Consider the following 19,338-nt stretch of genomic DNA (forward strand, 5'->3'; position numbering starts at 1 on the left):
TTGCGCAATCAAATTGCAATAGGGTAAGTTTAGGGGAATGTTTTCTTCGAAACGGATTTGAATTTTCATGGAAGTTAAAGAATTACAACGCATCAGTGCTTTAGGCAATGCATCTCAGCAGCAGTTAGCGGTTGTTTTTGCTGAGCAAAGCAATGAGCAATTAAGCCAAGTATTTAATAATGAAGAGTTATTTGCTAGCTGGACTGTGGGGCGTTATCAGGTATTGCTCACCAGTAGTGTAAGTATAGAAAAGCACATTACAGCATTGGCGAATGCTAATATCGATTTTGCGCACCTTAAAGATTTGCCAAATATGGCGGAACCGGGTTTGGCTCTTTTTGATATGGATTCAACCTTAATTGAGATTGAATGTATTGATGAAATAGCAAAACTGGCGGGTGTGGGTGAAGAAGTTTCCGAGGTGACTGAGCGCGCGATGCAAGGTGAACTCGACTTTGAACAAAGCCTAAGACAAAGAGTGTCAAAGCTCGCTGATGCTGATGAATCTATTTTGATGGAAGTGCGTAGTGAACTGCCTTTGATGGCAGAAGCAAAGCTGTTAATCGATGGCTTAAAACAAGCTGGCTGGAAAGTTGCAGTGGCATCGGGCGGTTTTACTTATTTTTCTAATCATCTGAAAGAGCTGTTAGATTTAGATTTTGCTCGCTCAAATCGACTTGAAATAGAGTCGGGTAAATTAACCGGTGCCGTGTTGGGCGAAGTTGTCTCAGCGCAAACTAAGGCGGATATTTTAGAGCAGCTTCGAGTGGAGTATCAGCTAGAGCGCAGTAATTGTATTGCCGTGGGTGATGGTGCCAATGATTTAGTTATGATGGCGGTGGCGGGATTGGGCATTGCCTATCATGCTAAGCCTAAGGTAGTCGAGCAAGCCCAAGCTGCGGTAAACTATGCCGATCTTGGTGGCGTGCTATGTATCTTATCGGCAAGCCACGTATTACACACTTTAAATAAAGAATAATTAATGGCAAAAGTAAAAACGGCTTACGTATGTAACGATTGCGGTGCGGATTTTCCTCGTTGGCAAGGGCAATGTAGCGCATGTGGTGCATGGAACACAGTGACAGAAGTTCGTTTAGCCGCTTCTCCGCAAGTGGCTCGTAACGAGCGTTTGACGGGATATGCAGGCAACGCCGAACAGTCAAAAGTACAAGTGCTGGCCGATATCGACTTACAAGATGTCCCAAGATTTAGCAGTACGTTTAAAGAGTTTGACCGTGTGCTTGGTGGCGGTATTGTGCCGGGAGCGGCTATTTTAATTGGTGGCAGTCCTGGCGCGGGTAAATCAACGGTATTGCTACAAACCATGTGCCGACTTGCCGCAGATATGCCAACGCTTTATGTCACGGGCGAAGAGTCGTTACAACAAGTGGCAATGAGGGCATCTCGTTTAGGTTTGCCGAAAGATAACCTGAAAATGCTATCTGAGACGAATGTCGATAAAATTTGTCAGGTTGCCGAAAAAGAGCAGCCTAAAATCATGGTTATCGACTCCATTCAGGTAATGCATGTGTCTGATGTGCAATCCTCACCGGGCACAGTGGCGCAAGTAAGAGAATCAGCCACTACGCTAACCCGTTATGCCAAACAAAATAATGTCGCCATCTTTATTGTCGGCCACGTAACTAAAGACGGTTCTTTAGCGGGACCAAAAGTGCTAGAGCATATTATCGATTGTTCAGTATTGCTCGATGGTGGCGCGGACAGCCGTTTTAGAACGTTACGTAGTCATAAAAACCGCTTTGGCGCAGTCAATGAGCTTGGCGTTTTTGCCATGACAGGACAGGGACTAAAAGAAGTCTCTAACCCTTCTGCTATTTTCCTCTCTCGCGGTGAAGAGCAAACTTCAGGCAGCTCTGTAATGGTGATTTGGGAGGGGACAAGACCATTGCTTGTCGAAATTCAGGCCTTGGTGGATTACTCACAATTGGCTAATCCTCGACGCGTGGCTGTTGGGCTAGAGCAAAACCGTTTATCTATGTTATTGGCCGTATTGCACAAGCACGGCGGCATGCAAATGGCTGATCAAGATGTCTTTGTCAATGTGGTCGGCGGCGTAAAAGTCACCGAGACCAGTGCTGACCTTGCATTGTTGATGGCACTGCTCTCTAGTTTTAGAGACCGACCACTGCCAAAAGATGTTGTAGTGTTTGGTGAAGTAGGGCTTGCAGGGGAGATTCGCCCTGTTCCTAGTGGTCAAGAGCGTCTTAACGAAGCTTTTAAGCATGGTTTCACAAAAGCTATCGTACCAAGTGCAAATATGCCTAAGGGCGGTATCGCTGGCATGCAGATACATGCCGTGAAAAATTTATCCGAAGCAATTCAGGCATTTGATGAGATGTAATCATTAGTTGTAAAAATATATTCGCAACAGGTGATTAAAGGCTCTTTTCACGGGCTTGATTCTCATCTATAGTTCTTGGATTGAAAATAAAAGGCGAAATTTTCGCTCAACAAGCACACAGAGCTATCAGTCTATGCAGATTGTGATATACTCTGCGCGCATTTTATATCCTATTGATAGAGTAAAACGATGACTGATTTATCAAAATACAGAAATATTGGTATTTTCGCGCACGTTGATGCGGGTAAAACCACGACAACTGAGCGTATCCTAAAGCTTACCGGCCAGATCCATAAAACTGGTGAAGTTCATGATGGTGAATCAACTACTGACTTCATGGAACAGGAAGCTGAGCGCGGTATTACAATTCAATCAGCAGCAGTAAGCTGTTTTTGGAAAGGCCACCGCCTAAACGTTATCGATACTCCTGGACACGTTGACTTCACAGTTGAAGTTTATCGTTCTCTTAAAGTTCTTGATGGCGGCGTCGGCGTATTCTGTGGTTCTGGTGGTGTTGAGCCACAATCAGAAACTAACTGGCGTTACGCTAACGAATCAGAAGTATCTCGTCTGATCTTCGTTAACAAACTAGACCGTATGGGTGCAGACTTCTACAACGTTGTTGACCAAGTTAAAAACGTTCTAGGTGCGACTCCTCTAGTTATGGTTCTACCAATCGGCCGCGAAGATGACTTCGTGGGTGTTGTAGACCTTCTAAGCCGTAAAGCATACGTTTGGGATGACACTGGTCTTCCTGAAAACTACGAAATCAAAGATGTTCCAGCGGACATGGTTGATGACGTAGAACAATACCGTGAAGAACTAATCGAGACTGCTGTAGAGCAAGACGATGAACTAATGATGGCATACATGGATGGCGAAGAGCCTTCTATCGAAGACATCAAACGTTGTATCCGTAAAGGTACTCGTGACCTAGCGTTCTTCCCTACTTTCTGTGGTTCTGCATTTAAGAACAAGGGCGTACAAATCGTTCTTGACGCAGTAGTTGATTACCTACCTTCTCCAACAGAAGTTGATCCTCAACCTCTAATGGACGAAGAAGGCAACGAAACTGGCGAACACGCTATCGTTTCTGCAGATGAAACATTTAAAGCGCTTGCATTCAAAATTATGGATGACCGCTTCGGTGCACTAACTTTCGTTCGTATTTACTCTGGTAAATTGAACAAAGGTGACACCATCATGAACTCATTCACTGGTAAAACAGAGCGTGTTGGCCGTATGGTTGAGATGCAAGCTGATGACCGTAACGAACTAACTAGCGCACAAGCTGGTGACATCATTGCGATCGTTGGTATGAAGAATGTTCAAACTGGTCACACTCTATGTGATCCTAAGCATCCTGTTACTTTGGAGCCAATGGTATTCCCAACTCCAGTAATCTCAATTGCTGTATCTCCTAAAGATAAAGGCGGTTCTGAGAAAATGGGTATCGCAATCGGTAAAATGGTTGCAGAAGATCCATCTTTCCAAGTTGAGACTGACGAAGAGACTGGCGAAACTATCCTGAAAGGTATGGGTGAGCTTCACCTAGACATTAAAGTTGACATCCTTAAGCGTACTTACGGTGTTGACCTAACAGTTGGTGCTCCTCAGGTTGCTTACCGTGAAACTATCACTCAAGCAATTGAAGATAGCTACACGCATAAGAAACAGTCTGGTGGTTCTGGTCAGTTTGGTAAAATCGACTACCGTATCAAACCAGGTGAACCAGGTTCTGGCTTCAGCTTCAAATCAACAGTTGTTGGTGGTAACGTTCCTAAGGAATTCTGGCCTGCAGTTGAGAAAGGTTTTGCATCTATGATGGAAAACGGTGTTCTTGCTGGCTTCCCAACTCTAGACGTTGAAGTTGAACTATTCGACGGTGGCTTCCACGCAGTGGATTCATCTGCAATCGCATTTGAAATCGCAGCGAAAGGCGCATTCCGTCAATCAATGCCTAAAGCTGGTGCGCAACTGCTTGAACCTATCATGCACGTTGACGTATTTACTCCAGACGATCACGTTGGTGATGTTATCGGTGACCTTAACCGTCGTCGTGGCATGATCAAAGATCAACAAGCTGGCGTAACTGGTGTTCGTATTAAAGCTGACGTACCTCTTTCTGAGATGTTCGGCTACATCGGTCACCTACGTACAATCACTTCTGGTCGTGGTCAGTTCTCTATGGAGTTCTCACACTACGCAGCATGTCCAATGAACGTTGCTGAAGAAGTTATTGCTAAAGCTAAAGCTGAGAAAGACAACAAGTAATTGTTTGTTCTTAAATAGCTAAAAAAGCCCCGATAGTGCAAACTATCGGGGCTTTTTGTTATGTAGTGTAGCCTGTTATTTAGCGTTGCTTGCCATGTACTGCAAACTAGGTACTGCAAACTAGCTTGTTACTCCTCCCACACCACGAATTGATCTTTTGGCCAATTAGCGCCAGTGTCATGATATTTCTTTTCTAGAATATGACGTTTGATCTTTAGGGTTGGGGTCAGTATCTGGTTCTCTATGCTCCAAGGCTCTTTTATGAGTAGCACACCTTTGATTTTCTCATGTCCTTCAAGAGTTTCATTAATACCTTGGATGGATCTATGAATACTTTTTTCATAGCGTTTTTTGTCAAAGTTAGGGAAGTTATGTGGAACTATTAGTAGTATAGGTCCCGGCATGCCCAATCCTACTAAACAAAGCATTTCGACACGTGCAACTTCTATAATCGATTTTTCGATAGGAACAGGCGCAACGAATTTTCCTTTGGCTGTTTTAAAGGTATCTTTTTTACGCCCTTGAATGGTGAGATAACCTTCAGAATCTATCGAACCTATGTCGCCAGTGTGTAGCCAACCCTGCTCATTAAAGGTACGAGCGGTCGCTTCATCATTTTTGTAGTACCCTGAAAACATCCCCTTACTGCGAACCAGTATTTCTTCATCGTCGGCAATTTTTAACTCGATTCCTGGCCCTACTTTACCGACAGAACCAATTTTAGATGGGTTAAATGGGTAGTTTAGGGTGCTATAGGCGAATGTTTCAGTCATTCCCCACGCTTCGGTTATATCAATGCCAACCTTGTGATACCACTCAAGTATTGCAGGGCTAATAGGCGCAGAACCACAACCAAGGACTCTCCCTTGATCTAATCCTAAACCATCGATAATTTTCTTTTTAATGATGGAATTAAGAATTGGAATTTTTAATAGTAAGTTCAGCTTTTTCGGTGGCAGTTTATCTTGAATTCGCTGTTGGAATAGAGTCCATAAACGAGGAACAGAGATAAACAACGTTGGGCGATGCATTTTGACATCTTCAATGAAGGTATCCAAAGACTCCGGAAAGGCAGTCTCAAGCCCCGCCTGAATTGAAGATCCAAAAATGTACACTCGTTCAGTAATGTGCGCCAGTGGTAAATAAGAAAACATCCTATCACCAGGCTGTATGCCAATATGATCAACAAGGTTCTTCACTGACCAACTAAAAGCCCCATAAGTAAGCATAGCGCCTTTGGGTACGCCTGATGTTCCAGAGGTATAGACAATGGACATTAACTTATCATCGTGGTGCTGTGGCCGTTCCTGCGTATTTGGAGCGTCATGAATCAGCTGGGCAAACTTATACTGACACTCTGGTGCTGAATCGTAAGGAAAAGAGATAGTAATAAGGGATGGAAGACGTTGCATGACCTCTGAAGTGGCTGCTGCATCATCAAGTTTACCTGCAATCAGCACAGTACTTTCGCTGTGAGTTAAGCAGTATTCAATGGTGTCCGCCCCTGCGGTAGGGAAAATAGGCACACTAATAAAGTCACCGAGCATGAGCGCAAGGTCTGTAATAAACCATTCCACACAGTTTTTAGAAATGAAGGCAACTTTATCACGAGGCTTTAAGCCTAATTCTTTTAAGGCTCCGACAAATTTTAACGCCATATCAGCGACTTCAGAGTAGGTATAACTGACAAACTCTCGATCAATGATCTGTTTGAGGTAAACCTCGTCTGGTCGTTCCTGAGCCCATTTCAAAATCAGCTCGTTGGGTGGGGGGAGTGTACAAGGTGGATTAGTGTAAACGTGTTCCTGCGCTCCGTTCCCTGAAGCTATCTCCATAAACTGCCTTCCATTGGTTGCGTGACATTTATCAGAAGCTTAGCAGGTTTTTTATTTTGTATAGAAAAATTCTATTAATTCTTAAATTAACAACAGCATATAACTGTGGGTTATTACACAATGCTAAAAATAATATGAGCATTGTGTAAATATTTTACTCTTTAAAATAAGTTATATATTTAACTTTCTATATTGAGTGGGAGTCATGGTAGTGTGCTTCTTAAAAACTCGGTTAAAATAAGAAACATCAGAATAACCTGCTTGGTAAGCGACAGAAGATACTTTTTCGGCTGGAGAATCAACCAGAAGTTGCTGAGCAATATTCACTCTTTTTAACGTAATATAATCTTGAAAGCTTACCTTACGGTGTTTTCTGAAAAATCTTGAAAAATAATTAATAGATAAGTTAGATAGCTCAGCTACCTCTTCTTCTCTAATATCTCTGTTAATATTTACTGAGATATATTCTTCAATCTTTTTCATCCTATAGTCTAAAGTTGGAGAGGTGAGAGCATCATTCTCATCATAAGATAGACTTTGAAAAAAAGCTTCCTTTTGGTATTCCGAGTTGCTACAAACAAAGGTCACATGGGAGGTATCGTAATAATTGGCTAATGACTTTTCTTTATCATAAATAGCGATAATCTTCTTACCTAGGTTTTGGCAGATCTTGAGTGATAACTCGAATAAGAATTTGAATTCTTCAGAGTAATAAAAATGAGCTACTTTCACCTCTTTTCGACTAAGAATAGAGATGTCTGAACCAAATTCGGAGAAGTTTGAATCTATTTTAACCTGCTCAGCGGTACATGCTGGCAACTGTTGCATAGATTTCCCGAGCCAATATCCTTTTGACTGCATGTTAAATCCTTAAACTACTATATTAACTTTTGCTAATAAATTATTAGCTACTAAAGTGTATAGTCATACGGTATGATTTTGCAACATTTAATTAACCTTTGTGAGGCGTCTATCGTGTTCATAGACTAGAATGAAGGTGTATATTCTATGGAGGTACGCAGATGAGCACTCAATGGGTTCCTACTACAATCGAATTCTTTTTCGACGAAGAAGCATTAACCGTTGTAGAGTATGTCATTGCTGCAGCATTGTTGGTGGCAGTAATCTCGACTGTTTTCTTAACGTTGCAGACCGGCTTAACTAGTAAGTTTAATGATGCTATAGATAGTGTTGGATAGGATAAGTATGCCTTATTCTAGGTAATGAAAGTGCAATACATGGGCAAAATAATCCTAACACTAAACCTAACATACCATTACATTTAGTAATGCCACCTAAATTTTATAGGTACTTACATTTTTGGAGAGTTAATTTATGGACAAATTTATTTCAAACATTAAAAGTTTCGCGAAAGACGAAGAAGGACTAACTGTTGTTGAGTATGTAATTGGTGCTGCGTTGTTGGTTGCTGCTATAGGCGTTATTTTTACTAATTTAGGTACAAAACTACAGAATAAACTAGAAACTGCTATTTCATAACTTATAAAGTTAGGGTTTATTTTAATTTTACTAAACATAACCGCATTAAAGATATTCTTAGTGCGGTTTTATGGTCTTTATGCCTATATATATTTTTTTTTGGTCACTACTTTTTCTTATTGCAATAGTTGATTTGAAAGAGAATAAGATACCTAATGTGTTATTAATTCTATTATTTACCTTTCAGGTGCTGACCCTATATACGACTCAAATATCAATACTTAATTTCATATTAGGTGGGGTTGTTCTATTTAGTGGTGCGTTTGCTTTATTTTACATACGTGCTATGTCGCCTGGGGATGTTAAGTTGCTAGGGGTGGTTGGTTTCTGTGTAGGATTTGATAGCTTAGGTACTTGCGTATTTTGGATAATACTTGCATCAGGTTTAGTTGGTGGGTTATTTGTCCTGTATAACTTTAGTTTTCTAGGTATTAATAATCCTATGATTTTGATTAATGAACCAAAGTTATACACAAGAGTTAATAGTAATGTAGGAAATACAAATCCATGGCGCTATGGAGATAAATTAACAATGCCATTTGCTCCATCAGTAATGATAGGGCTGGCGTTGTTCTACTATTTTAATTAAAAGGAGGAGGCAATGACGATTGCAGAAAAAAAGGAACATTTTTGTAAGCTAACCCCTCAGGTCAGTGCTCCTCCTATTATTTCATCATTTGATGAGTTAGAAATACCGCAGGTCATTGTTGAAAATCTGATACTCAAGCATCTTGCTGCCTATCCTAAGTCCGATATTTTAGAGTTGGCTAAATATCTTGGGATCGTAACTCATTTAATCGAAGATATATTGGCAGATTTAAGAAAAAAAGCATTTGTAGAAGTATTTCAACCATCTTCAACATCTCTGTTCTCTGAATCGGCGAAAAGTCATGTTAGATATGCATTATCGGAGCAAGGGCATAATAAAGCAGATTTAGCATTTAAAAAAGATGCTTATATTGGTCCTGTTCCTGTGTCTTTAAAGGCTTACAACAGCATGGTTGAAGCTCAGGACTTACGTGCGCAATTGGTGACTAGGCCTGATGTCGAGCGTGCATTAAATGATGTCTATGGTGCTGAAAGGTTAGTGCCAGTATTAGGGCCTGCTATAAACTCTGGAAGAGCTTTATTGCTTTACGGACATGCCGGTACAGGGAAAAGCTTTGTTGCGGCTAGAATACTCAATTCGCTTAATACCTCTGTATACGTTCCCCATTCTGTTTATGCAGCAGGAAATATTATAAAAGTCTTTTCTGAGCAGCATCATACCCCTGTTGATAGTAGTCATAACAGAGATGTGATCAGTTTAAAGAGTCACTACGATAAACGTTGGGTATTGTGTGAAAGACCCAATGTTCAAGTTGGTGGTGAGTTGACAATGGATATGCTGGAAGTCAACCATACTGAGCACAACCGAATTTGGATTGCCCCCTTACAGATGATTGCAAATAACGGCATTCTCGTTATTGATGATTTGGGGCGTCAACCTATGCCTGTGGCTACATTGCTCAATCGATGGATCGTGCCTATGGAATATAGCTACGATCATTTATCTCTGCCAAATGGTCAGCAAATTACTATCCCATTTGTATTAACAATGGCATTTTCCACTAATTTAGACCCACAAACGATTGCCGATCCTGCTTTTTTAAGACGCTTAGGCTATAAAATTCAGTTTCAACCACTTATTGAAAGCGATTATTTAAATTTATGGTCGGATCTGTCAAAAAGTAAGAAATTAGAAATATTGCCAAGTGCCGTAGAGACCTTATTAAACCTGCATAGCTTACATAAAGTCGGTTATTTTCCTTGTCTTCCAAAAGATATATTGGGAATCAGTCTAGATATTATTCAGTTTGAAGAAATTGCACCTCAGGTAGACTCGACTATATTACAAAGGGCATGGGATCTTTATTTCACTGCTGACGAACAGGGAGAATCAGTATTATGAGTAAAGGAACGGTAATATTTTTATTAATTCTGTCAGTAGTATTTGGCCTTGGGGCCGTCATGGTCGCTAAGCAGTGGATGGAAGGTCAAACCAAGCCTCAGGTTAAAGTGGAGACGGTAGAAAGACGTCCTACAGTTATCGCTGCGGTAGATATTCCTGAAGGCACTGTCATTGAAGAAAAGCATCTCACTAAGAAGCAACTTGAATCGGCATGGCAAAATGCGAATCAAGTACAGAATTATTCTGAGTTAGTGGGAATGGTTGCCAAATCACCAGTATTTGAAGGCGAGTTGATACACAAGTCGCACTTTGGTGGCCCTAACGAAGGTGCCAGTTTGGCGGTATTGATTCCTGAGAATAAACGCGCAGTAACAATACGTGTTAATGACGTTGTGGGTGTTGCAGGTTTTCTACTTCCTGGAAATAAAGTCGATATTTTAAATACCGTTAATAATCGCACTAAAACGGTTCTTAAAAATATTAAGGTGCTTGCGGTCGATCAGACAGCTAAAACCAGTGAGAACAAACCTATTATTGTGCGCGCAGTGACTTTAGAAGTGACTCCTCGTGAAGCAGAAAAACTGTTATCGGAAAACAGTAGAGGTGCGATACAGCTAGCGCTTCGTAACCCTCAAGCTATAGATCCACCAGTTAGGCGGTACGTTGCTCCTCCAAGCGTCACTATTATCAAAGGCACAACCCAATCTAACGTTCGCGTAAATAATTGAGGCTTATCATGAAACGGATTTTTGCAATATTTGCTTTGATTGCCTTGCTAGTACCTTCGGTTCAAGCAACCACGCAGTCGGGGAACACCATTACTATTCCTCATCACAAGTCAACTCATGTGAAGATTTCTGGAAAGGCTAAAAAAGTCTCACTAGGAGATCCCGAGGTTCTTGATATCGTGATGCTTAAAGCTGATGAGCTTTTTCTGATTGGTAAAAAATTAGGTTCTACTAATTTATCTGCCTGGGATGCTCAAGGTCGATTGATTGAGTCTTTAAATATTGAGGTTACGCATGACCTTAACAATTTAAAATCTAAGCTGTATGACTTCTTGCCCGACGAAGAAATAAAAGTTCATAGTGCTCAAGATAAATTGATACTTAGTGGTTTAGTGAGTAGCCAAGAAAATATGAATATAGCGGTGAAGGTTGCTCAAACCTTCTCTGGTGGTCAAGCTGTTAATGCTTCTGATGGTGATGCAGGACAAGCAGAGTCAGGCGTGATTAACCTTATGACTATTGGCGGAGCACAGCAGGTAATGCTAGAGGTTACGGTTGCTGAGGTGCAACGTTCATTAGTGCGTCGTTTTGATTCTAACTTTCGTTTTTTCCAACAAAGTGGCGACTTCACTTGGGGCTTAACGAGTGCGGGAGGCGGTATTGGTGAAGCTGGTGGCAGTATTTTGCCTATCGTCGACAGTGTTGGTGTGAATGATTTCGGTTTGCTGGGTGGCTTAGTTGATAGCAATACGCTGTTTACTTTTGCTTTGGATATCGCCAAAGAAAATGGCGTTGCTAAAGTGCTAGCAGAACCTAACTTAACAACCCTAAGCGGTTCTGAGGCTAAGTTTTTAGCCGGTGGTGAATTTCCAATCCCTATCCCTAGCGATGATGGTATTGGTATTGAATATAAAGAGTACGGTGTCAGTGTTCATTTCACTCCTGTTGTTCTCAGCGATAAGAAAATAAATCTAGAGTTAGCAGTGGATGTCAGTGAAGTTGCAACCTCGGGTGCTCTTTCTTATAACCCCGGCGATATTAATGCAGCTTATATCGTGCCACCTTTAACAAAACGTAGTGCGTCATCAACGATAGAGCTAGCCGATGGACAGACAATTGGTATTGCGGGCTTGCTGAATGAGAACAGTCGTGATGTAGCCAACGAAGTTCCTGGTGTTGGGGATATTCCTGTACTGGGTAATCTTTTCAAAAGTAAGCAGTACGTATCAGGTGAAACAGAGCTGGTTATTTTAGTTACTCCTCGTTTAGCAAAACCTGTGGATAGAGACAAGATTGCTCTGCCTACCGATGCGTTTGTGGAACCTACCGATATAGAGTTTTACTTACTAGGTAAGGGTGCTTATTTAGACAATGAAAGAGTAAAACCAAAACAACAGGAGCAATCAACAGAACGCGTTCAAGCCTCTACGGCAAGCGGTGGCTCAGAAGGTCAATTTGGACATTCCTTATAACAGCAAGGAGCAAGTTATGAATTTTAAGCCCGTTTTTGTGATGTTGTTTATCTTAGGTTTAACCGCCTGTTCAAATAATCCAAAGTTAGGAACAGCGGTAAATTTAGTGAAAAACGAACAAATTTATAATCCACAAGCAACCGAAGAGAACAAAGGGGTAGTACCGGACGGTAGTGGTGAAAGAGCCCAATCAACAATTGAAGGCTATAATAAAGGTAGTAGTAAGGATATCTCTATCACAGGGTTCAGCCTCTAGTATGTGAGAGTAAGGTGGTGTGTATGCAAGGATGTAATATTAATAGAAATAATCAATCAGGGTTAGTCATGATTATTTTTACCCTAGCGCTCACCGTATTACTAGGGTTTGCAGCCCTTGCTATCGATATGAACCATGTGGTGTTGAATAAAGCAAGAGTACAAAATAGTGTTGATGCAGCAGCATTGGCGGCTGCAGTAGTCGCTGACTCAGGTAAGACAACTCAAGAGATCGCTAACGCTGCATTAGACTCTGTAAAAAATTACTCATCATCAGCTGGAAATTCAGAAATAGCGGTGACGCAGAATGCAGTTTTTGGTGCAGGAGGCTCATCCCTTTCTTTACCTTTGTCTGATAGTGCGACCATTCTTATTCAATTTTCTAATGATCCCACGGTTTTTCCTTCATCTAGTTTTCAAAGAAAAAATGCAAGTGGTGAGTTTAATGACGTCTATGTACGAGTTCAGGTGACAGGGGTTGCTTTAGACGGTTTCTTTGTTGGTTTGTTTAATGTTAATAAGTCGGTTTCAGCCAGTGCAGTGGCCGGTCCAAGTTCATCGGTGTCGAGTTCCTCTGAGCTTTGTAATTTAGTACCTATGGCTGTATGTGCTAAAGATAGTTCAGATGATGAGTTTGGTGGATATAGTGATGGTGATTATCAAGTATTAAAAGAATCAAGTTGGAAAGATTCGGATTTTAATACTCCAGGTAACTTTCAGCTATTAAATTTCACTGGAATAAATGATGTAGCTGAACAATTAGCGGGAGGATATGACGGTTGCCTTTCTGAAGGTAGTGTCAGTGTATCAACAGGGGTTAAAGGTGGTTTAGTAAAAGATGGGTTAAATACTCGGTTTGGCGATTATCAAGGTCATAATATGTCTGAGAGTGATTATCCACCCGATATTTATATTAAACAAGCGAATATAAACACAGATGATGATGGCAATATCACATCAGATTTTACCTATGTAGATTATCAGCAAGATATTGCAGATGGTAATTATACCGAAGAAAGCGGTGGGGTTCCTGGTCGCCGTTTGTTATCAGTACCAATTATCGATTGCTCAAACAATATCGGTAGCGGCAATGGTAGTGGTTCTAATGCTGAATTTAATGTTGTTTCAGTTGGCTGTTTTTTTCTTTCTAAGAAGGCACCAAGTAACAACAGTCAAAATGAACCGCAAATAGTATACGGCGAGTTTAATTCTGATTGTCTAGTTAATAATGCAACCTTCCCTACTACTCCAAGTGCATCGGGCGCTTATAAGATCCAACTATATAAAGATCCTAACAGTTCAGGAGTGTAGCTATGATTTTTACTAGAACGAATAGCAAGGAACATGGATTAGCGGCTATTGAAATGATGGTAATTTTACCCATTTTATTATTATTGCTATGTGCCATATTCGAGGTAGGGCGAATTTTTATGCACTATACAATGCTAAATAAAGCCCTACAAAACGGAGCTAGGTATGCGGTTATCGATGTTTATGGAACAGATAGAGCGTCACTTATCGCAGATAGTAATGAAATAAAAAACATGGTTGTTTTTGGTAATAAAACGGGCTCTTCAAATAATCAAACCCTTGACTCAATTTTACCAGGATTGTCCGCATCAAATATATCAGTAGATGATTCTTCGTCAGATTATGTCACTGTTTCTGCTAACTATGCATATACTCCTGTTTTTACTTCGGTACCAATTATTGGGGGGGTATTTAGTCTAAATATGAATGCATCTTCTATAATGGGGGTATCACCATGAAACACGGCTCTTTCTCATGCTTTTATAAGAAGAATAGAGGGCTAGCCGTTATCGAGTTTACGATTGTCTCGACGGTATTACTCATCGCTCTTTTTGCCATCATGGAATTTGCACGATTTGTTTTTTCGCTGCAAATGCTAAATGAAGTAACGCGAAAATCAGCTCGATTGGCATCTGTGTGTTACGTAACAGAACAAGGTAATATTCCGAGTTTGGCAAGCATTACTGCGGTTGCGCCATCTGGTTATGAGCCGTCAATGTTAAGTATTGATTATTTAGATGGCAGTGGGCAACTCGTTGATACCGCTATTTTTAATAGTGGCAGTGCTACCGTTGAACAAGTTGATGAACAGTTTGAAAAAATACGTTTTGTGCGTACTAAAATTGAAAATTTCAGTTTTGGATTTTCGTTATTATCTAGTCTGTTGGGTAGTGTAGTAACGCCTAATTTTGAAACAATCGTGCCAGCAGAAAGTTTAGGTATTTATAGACCTATAGGTGAAATGGAATCAGTGCCATCAGGCAGTACTAGTTGTTTGTAAGTATTATTAATAATACTAAGGTCAAGGAAGATGAGTGAAGTCGTGCAAATGAATGCAAATGATGAATTTAGACTGGCATTGAAAAGTCAAATATCTATATGGGTTGTGTTTAGCACAGCCGCATTCAAAGAACATATAGAAAAAGAGTTAAATAAGTGTACGAACGCATTTGTCAGCTTTATTACTTTAAATGATTTTAATTCTCAACAAATTAAAGATCAGAGCAGCCCTGATCTTATTTTTATTCAATCAAGTGGTGATTGGGCGCAAAAACTTACTGAGTTATATGCTAATAGCCTAGTGCTACAAAATAGCAACTCATCTTTAGTGGTATTTGGAGATGAAGGAAATAGTTTTGATTTAAAAGTGGCATTAAGAATTGGCGCTTCAGACTTTTTATCAGAAGTGACCACTATTGAAGGGCTTGCGTCTATTCTTACTGCGGTTGCAGATGAGAAATTTACCAGTAAAGAGTTGGCTGAGCTGCATGTTTTTGTGAATAGCAAAGGGGGTAGCGGTGCTTCGACAGTATCAATGAATACGGCTATTGAACTGGCTAAAAATGAACAAAATCGAGTGCTATTTTTAGATCTAGATATACAGTTTGGTGCCATACAAGATTATTTAGATTTGAAACCACAATACGGTATTCATGACATTATTGATGCTGCAAATGACTTAGATGAAACGGCTTTGCAAACATTGGTTTCCAAACATAGCTGTAATTTGAGTTTTCTTAATTTTCAACAAATGCATCCTATTGAAAATGAATTAAAAGCACGAAGTTTGCATACCGTTATTCCTGTTCTTCGTGAATATTATACGCATATTGTGGCTGATTTATCTCGTGGAATTGAAGCCAATTATAGTTCGTTAATTTCGCAATCAACAAAGGTCTATTTTGTTGCTCAACAGAGTTATGTATCAATAAAAAATACCAATGACATGTTAGGTGTTCTTGAGATCGAATATGGATTACCTAAAGAGCATGTTGAGGTTGTAGTGAATCGATACGATAAAAAACAAGCACTTAAAATTACAGATATCGAAGATGCATTAGGAGATATAAGGGTTCATGTTCTTCCTAATGATTACAAGGTTGTCAACGAAAGCTCTAACCTAGGTAAGCCTTTTTGCTTAAGCAAAAAAAAGTCAACGGTCTCAGAAGCCATCACTCGTTTAGCTTCGTCTATAGCGCCTGTCAAAGAAGAGAAGACAGGTTGGTTAGGGAAAATCTTTAGCTGAAGAAATTAGGATGATATATGTTGTTCAAACGAAAAAATATAAACCCAGACTTTGAAAAAAAAGTCAGCTCGCTGTCCTCGACGGAGAACAAGGTTAACTCTGATGAATCAGCCAAAGAGAAAACGGTTAACACGCCAGCACCTACACCTAAAAACCAGCCTTTACCTAGTGATGTTCCGGCCACAATGGATAAGCATCTCAAGCAAGAGTTGGATGTAAAACACTACTTCCATAAGAAGCTACTAGAAACGCTTGATCTTGGTGTTTTGGCTAACTTAGAAGAAAACAGAGCGAAAAAAGAGCTGCAAGAAGCGATTCATCAATTAATGAATGATGATAAAACGCACCCTGTTAGCTTGGAAGGCAGAAAAAGAGTCATTAAGCAGATCGAAGATGAGGTCTTTGGTTTGGGGCCGCTAGAGCCACTACTACATGATAAATCTGTTTCGGACATCTTAGTCAATGGACCTAAAAATGTTTATGTTGAGAGATTTGGTAAATTAGAGCGAACGCCACACACCTTCTTAGATGAAAAACACTTAAGAAACATTATTGACCGAATTGTAAGTCAGGTGGGACGTCGTATAGATGAAGCATCACCTATGGTGGATGCTCGTTTAAAAGATGGTTCACGTGTAAACGCTATAATACAACCCCTTGCGATTGATGGTGCTTCGGTTTCTATTCGTCGATTTGCGGTTGATCGTTTAAATATGGATAACATGTTGGGTTTTAACTCTTTATCCCCTGAAATGGCAAAACTGATTGAAGCTGCCGTACAAGGAGAGCTCAATATATTGATTTCGGGCGGTACAGGTTCAGGTAAAACCACCACATTAAATATATTCTCGTCATTTATTCCCAGTGACAAACGTATTGTCACCATAGAAGACTCCGCAGAATTACAACTGCAACAGCCACATGTTATTCGCCTTGAAACTCGTCCTGCTAACTTAGAGGGTAAAGGTGAGATAACGCAGCGAGATCTCGTTAAAAACTCACTGCGTATGCGTCCGGACCGAATTGTTATTGGTGAGGTACGTGGCGCGGAAGCGGTAGACATGTTGGCTGCTATGAATACGGGTCATGATGGTTCACTAGCAACTATTCACGCCAATACCCCAAGAGATGCGTTAAGTCGTGTTGAAAATATGTTCGCGATGGCGGGGTGGAATATGTCCGCGAAGAACCTTAGATCGCAAATAGCCTCGGCGATTCATATGGTGGTACAAATGGAGCGCCAAGAAGATGGTAAGCGTCGCATGGTGAGTATTTGTGAAATAAACGGCATGGAAGGTGATGTGATTACCATGTCTGAAATCTTTAAATTCCAGCGTCAGGGTATTGATGAAGAGGGCAATATTCTGGGGGATTACATCGCAACGGGCATTGTTCCTGGATGTCATGATGCACTTGTGAAACGCGGCCTGGATATCCCATTTGAGATTTTTAAAGCCACTGAGCGCGGGTAGGAGGATAACACATGGGTGATCTAGGTTTATTTCTCGTCTTACTTTTCTTTGCGGTGTTATTTATTTCGCAAGCATTGCTTCTTCCTGTTGCTGGGCAAAAGGCAAGACATGGTGAGTTAACTAAGCGCTTGAAGCACGCGCAAAAGAAACTGGATGAAGAAAGTCTTTCTTTGCTTCATGAGTACTATTTAAAAGAGATGACGCCATTTGAGCGAAAAATGATCAAGATTCCTCTCTTCGCTAAGCTCAAGAAAATGTTGGAATTATCGGGCACTCATATCACCTTGGGTAAATTGATCGGTTGGACCGTCTTCGCCAGTTTCGTAGCTGCCGGAATCTCTATTTATCTTGGACAGTTGTGGTATATCAGCCTTGCTGTATTTATTGCTGTATACGTCATAGTGCACATGGTTATTCAAAAGAAAATCAGCAGCCGCTTACAAAAATTTGAAGAGCAGCTGCCTGAAGGTCTGGATATGATTAAGCGTGTTTTGCAAGCAGGGCAACCGATCAATCAAGCCTTTAAAGAAGTCGGTGAGGAGATGCCTGAGCCTATTGGTATTGAGTTTAAGAAAACCTTTAACCTGCTTAATTTTGGTTATGACATGAGATTGGCCATACTGCAAATGGTTGATAGGACGCCGACCATATCTATGTTGGCATTTTCCAGTGCGGTTATTTTACAAGCAGAAACAGGCGGTAACTTGACAGAAAACTTGGATAAAGTATCTAAAGTACTGCGCGCCCGTTTCAAGTTGTCCAGAAAAATCAGAACTTTATCAGCAGAAGCACGACTTTCTTCTTGGATTTTAGTGTTATCTCCATTTGGCTTATATGTAGTAACCATGTTTATTAATCCAGAGCATGCTGATTTGTTGATATCAGACCCTAGAGGAATAACCGCCGTCAGTTTTGGCATTGTCAGCTTGGCAATAGGGTCGTTATGGATTAGACGAATAATCAATATCAAGGTGTGATGATCATGAACTTTAATGAGTTAGCGTCACAAATGGGAATTTCAGGGCTTTTCACCAGAGACAATTTGTTTTTGTTAATGGTGCTAGTTGGTACAATTTTAGGGGTATTAGCGGTAGGTATGTTGATTCTTGGTATCAACTCTCCGATAAAACGTAAATTAAAAGCGATGGGCGCAGATACTACTTCTAGCCCTAAACCTGATAGGTTAGGCAGTGCGTTAGGTAACATGGCTCCTATGATGGTGCCAAACAGTAAGAAAGAGCGTGAGAGTATCCAAAGCCAACTGATTCAAGCGGGTTATCATGACTCAAATGCACTGTCGTTATTTTACGCGATCAAGTTGGTTACAGTGCTGGTGGGATTATTTTTGGCTGGCGCCGCGTACTTTCTAATGCATGAATCTAGCTATATGCCTTTAATTATTATTGTAGCTCTTTGGTGTGGTTTATTTGGCCCGAATATGTTGTTAGCTAAACTGGTCTCTGAACGAAAAGACAAAGTCAAAGCCGCAGTACCTGATGCTCTCGATCTGCTAGTGGTATGTACTGAATCTGGATTAGGTTTTAACGCCGCCCTAAAGCGTATCAGTACCGAGCTTATGATTAGCCACCCTGAACTTGCAGAAGAGTTAGATACTGTGTGTGCCAAAATCCAAGCCGGCGTAGAAATGCCAACCGCTTTTAAAGAATTAGTAGATAGAACGGGCGTAGAAGAACTTACCGGTTTAGTGAGCATGCTATCTCATGCCGCTAAAGTGGGTGGCAGTATCGCTCAAACTTTACGCGATTATACGGAAGATTATCGTGATAAAAGAAAACAAGCCGCAGAAGAGGTGGCTGCTAAAATCCCCACTAAAATGCTTTTCCCTATGGTGTTATTCATTTGGCCGTGTTTTTTCATTGTTGCTTTAGGGCCGGGTTTGATGACGCTATTTGATGCGCTTAAATAATTAAGG

General features: G+C 40.7%; 19 protein-coding genes. 17 read left to right on the forward strand and 2 right to left on the reverse strand.

Annotation, left to right across the window (positions count from 1 at the left end; translation table 11 throughout):
- The first annotated feature begins 67 nt into the window (after positions 1-67).
- From serB to fusA, 3 genes are all read left to right on the forward strand, one after another.
- Entirely contained in the window at positions 68-979 is a 912-nt protein-coding gene (serB, locus tag OCU38_RS02690; protein WP_021714688.1) for a phosphoserine phosphatase SerB, read from the forward strand.
- Between the two features lie 3 nt (positions 980-982).
- Entirely contained in the window at positions 983-2,362 is a 1,380-nt protein-coding gene (gene radA / locus OCU38_RS02695; RefSeq protein ID WP_021714689.1) for a DNA repair protein RadA, read from the forward strand.
- 189 nt (positions 2,363-2,551) lie between these two features.
- Positions 2,552-4,636, forward strand: coding sequence for an elongation factor G (fusA, locus tag OCU38_RS02700; protein WP_152822559.1), 2,085 nt, complete (start codon positions 2,552-2,554; stop codon positions 4,634-4,636).
- A gap of 128 nt (positions 4,637-4,764) precedes the next feature.
- On the opposite strand, the gene OCU38_RS02705 is transcribed toward fusA, so the two are convergent.
- Positions 4,765-6,471, reverse strand: a complete 1,707-nt coding sequence (locus tag OCU38_RS02705; protein ID WP_261823655.1) for an AMP-binding protein — start codon at positions 6,469-6,471, stop codon at positions 4,765-4,767.
- Positions 6,472-6,642: 171 nt separating this feature from the next.
- Positions 6,643-7,332: a helix-turn-helix domain-containing protein gene (locus OCU38_RS02710; RefSeq protein ID WP_261823656.1), complete on the reverse strand. Its 690-nt coding sequence runs from the start codon at positions 7,330-7,332 to the stop codon at positions 6,643-6,645.
- Positions 7,333-7,493: 161 nt separating this feature from the next.
- On the opposite strand from OCU38_RS02710, the gene OCU38_RS02715 reads away from it, so the two are divergent.
- The 14 genes from OCU38_RS02715 (at position 7,494) to OCU38_RS02780 (ending at position 19,332) form a co-directional block, all read left to right on the forward strand.
- A complete protein-coding gene (locus OCU38_RS02715) occupies positions 7,494-7,670 on the forward strand; it encodes a Flp family type IVb pilin (protein ID WP_261823657.1) in 177 nt (58 codons plus the stop codon).
- Between the two features lie 136 nt (positions 7,671-7,806).
- Positions 7,807-7,971: a Flp family type IVb pilin gene (locus OCU38_RS02720; RefSeq protein ID WP_261823658.1), complete on the forward strand. Its 165-nt coding sequence runs from the start codon at positions 7,807-7,809 to the stop codon at positions 7,969-7,971.
- A 79-nt stretch (positions 7,972-8,050) separates the two neighbouring features.
- Positions 8,051-8,560: a prepilin peptidase gene (locus tag OCU38_RS02725; RefSeq protein ID WP_261823659.1), complete on the forward strand. Its 510-nt coding sequence runs from the start codon at positions 8,051-8,053 to the stop codon at positions 8,558-8,560.
- 12 nt (positions 8,561-8,572) lie between these two features.
- The gene (locus OCU38_RS02730; protein ID WP_261823660.1) at positions 8,573-9,922 is read left to right on the forward strand and encodes an AAA family ATPase; all 1,350 of its coding nucleotides are present in this window, start codon (positions 8,573-8,575) and stop codon (positions 9,920-9,922) included.
- Positions 9,919-10,650: a Flp pilus assembly protein CpaB gene (gene cpaB, locus OCU38_RS02735; RefSeq protein ID WP_021714697.1), complete on the forward strand. Its 732-nt coding sequence runs from the start codon at positions 9,919-9,921 to the stop codon at positions 10,648-10,650. Before OCU38_RS02730 ends, cpaB begins: the two co-directional genes overlap by 4 nt.
- An 8-nt stretch (positions 10,651-10,658) precedes the next feature.
- Positions 10,659-12,122, forward strand: a complete 1,464-nt coding sequence (locus OCU38_RS02740) for a type II and III secretion system protein family protein (RefSeq protein ID WP_021714698.1) — start codon at positions 10,659-10,661, stop codon at positions 12,120-12,122.
- 16 nt (positions 12,123-12,138) lie between these two features.
- Positions 12,139-12,378, forward strand: coding sequence for a hypothetical protein (locus OCU38_RS02745; protein ID WP_261823661.1), 240 nt, complete (start codon positions 12,139-12,141; stop codon positions 12,376-12,378).
- 23 nt (positions 12,379-12,401) lie between these two features.
- On the forward strand, positions 12,402-13,688 hold the full coding sequence (locus OCU38_RS02750; RefSeq protein ID WP_261823662.1) for a Tad domain-containing protein: 1,287 nt from the start codon (positions 12,402-12,404) through the stop codon (positions 13,686-13,688).
- Between the two features lie 2 nt (positions 13,689-13,690).
- Positions 13,691-14,146, forward strand: a complete 456-nt coding sequence (locus tag OCU38_RS02755) for a pilus assembly protein (protein WP_261823663.1) — start codon at positions 13,691-13,693, stop codon at positions 14,144-14,146.
- The gene (locus OCU38_RS02760; RefSeq protein WP_261823664.1) at positions 14,143-14,688 is read left to right on the forward strand and encodes a TadE family protein; all 546 of its coding nucleotides are present in this window, start codon (positions 14,143-14,145) and stop codon (positions 14,686-14,688) included. Before OCU38_RS02755 ends, OCU38_RS02760 begins: the two co-directional genes overlap by 4 nt.
- A gap of 30 nt (positions 14,689-14,718) precedes the next feature.
- Positions 14,719-15,933 carry an AAA family ATPase gene (locus tag OCU38_RS02765; protein WP_261823665.1) on the forward strand — a complete coding sequence of 405 codons (1,215 nt, stop codon included), beginning with the start codon at positions 14,719-14,721 and terminating at the stop codon, positions 15,931-15,933.
- Between the two features lie 17 nt (positions 15,934-15,950).
- A complete protein-coding gene (locus tag OCU38_RS02770) occupies positions 15,951-17,405 on the forward strand; it encodes a CpaF family protein (RefSeq protein WP_261823666.1) in 1,455 nt (484 codons plus the stop codon).
- A gap of 11 nt (positions 17,406-17,416) precedes the next feature.
- A complete protein-coding gene (locus OCU38_RS02775; RefSeq protein ID WP_261823667.1) occupies positions 17,417-18,382 on the forward strand; it encodes a type II secretion system F family protein in 966 nt (321 codons plus the stop codon).
- A gap of 5 nt (positions 18,383-18,387) precedes the next feature.
- Positions 18,388-19,332 (forward strand): type II secretion system F family protein, encoded by a 945-nt coding sequence (locus tag OCU38_RS02780; RefSeq protein ID WP_261823668.1) that lies wholly within the window; start codon positions 18,388-18,390, stop codon positions 19,330-19,332.
- The last annotated feature ends 6 nt before the right edge of the window (positions 19,333-19,338 follow it).

This window comes from Vibrio neonatus, assembly GCF_024346975.1.
Lineage (GTDB): Bacteria > Pseudomonadota > Gammaproteobacteria > Enterobacterales > Vibrionaceae > Vibrio > Vibrio neonatus.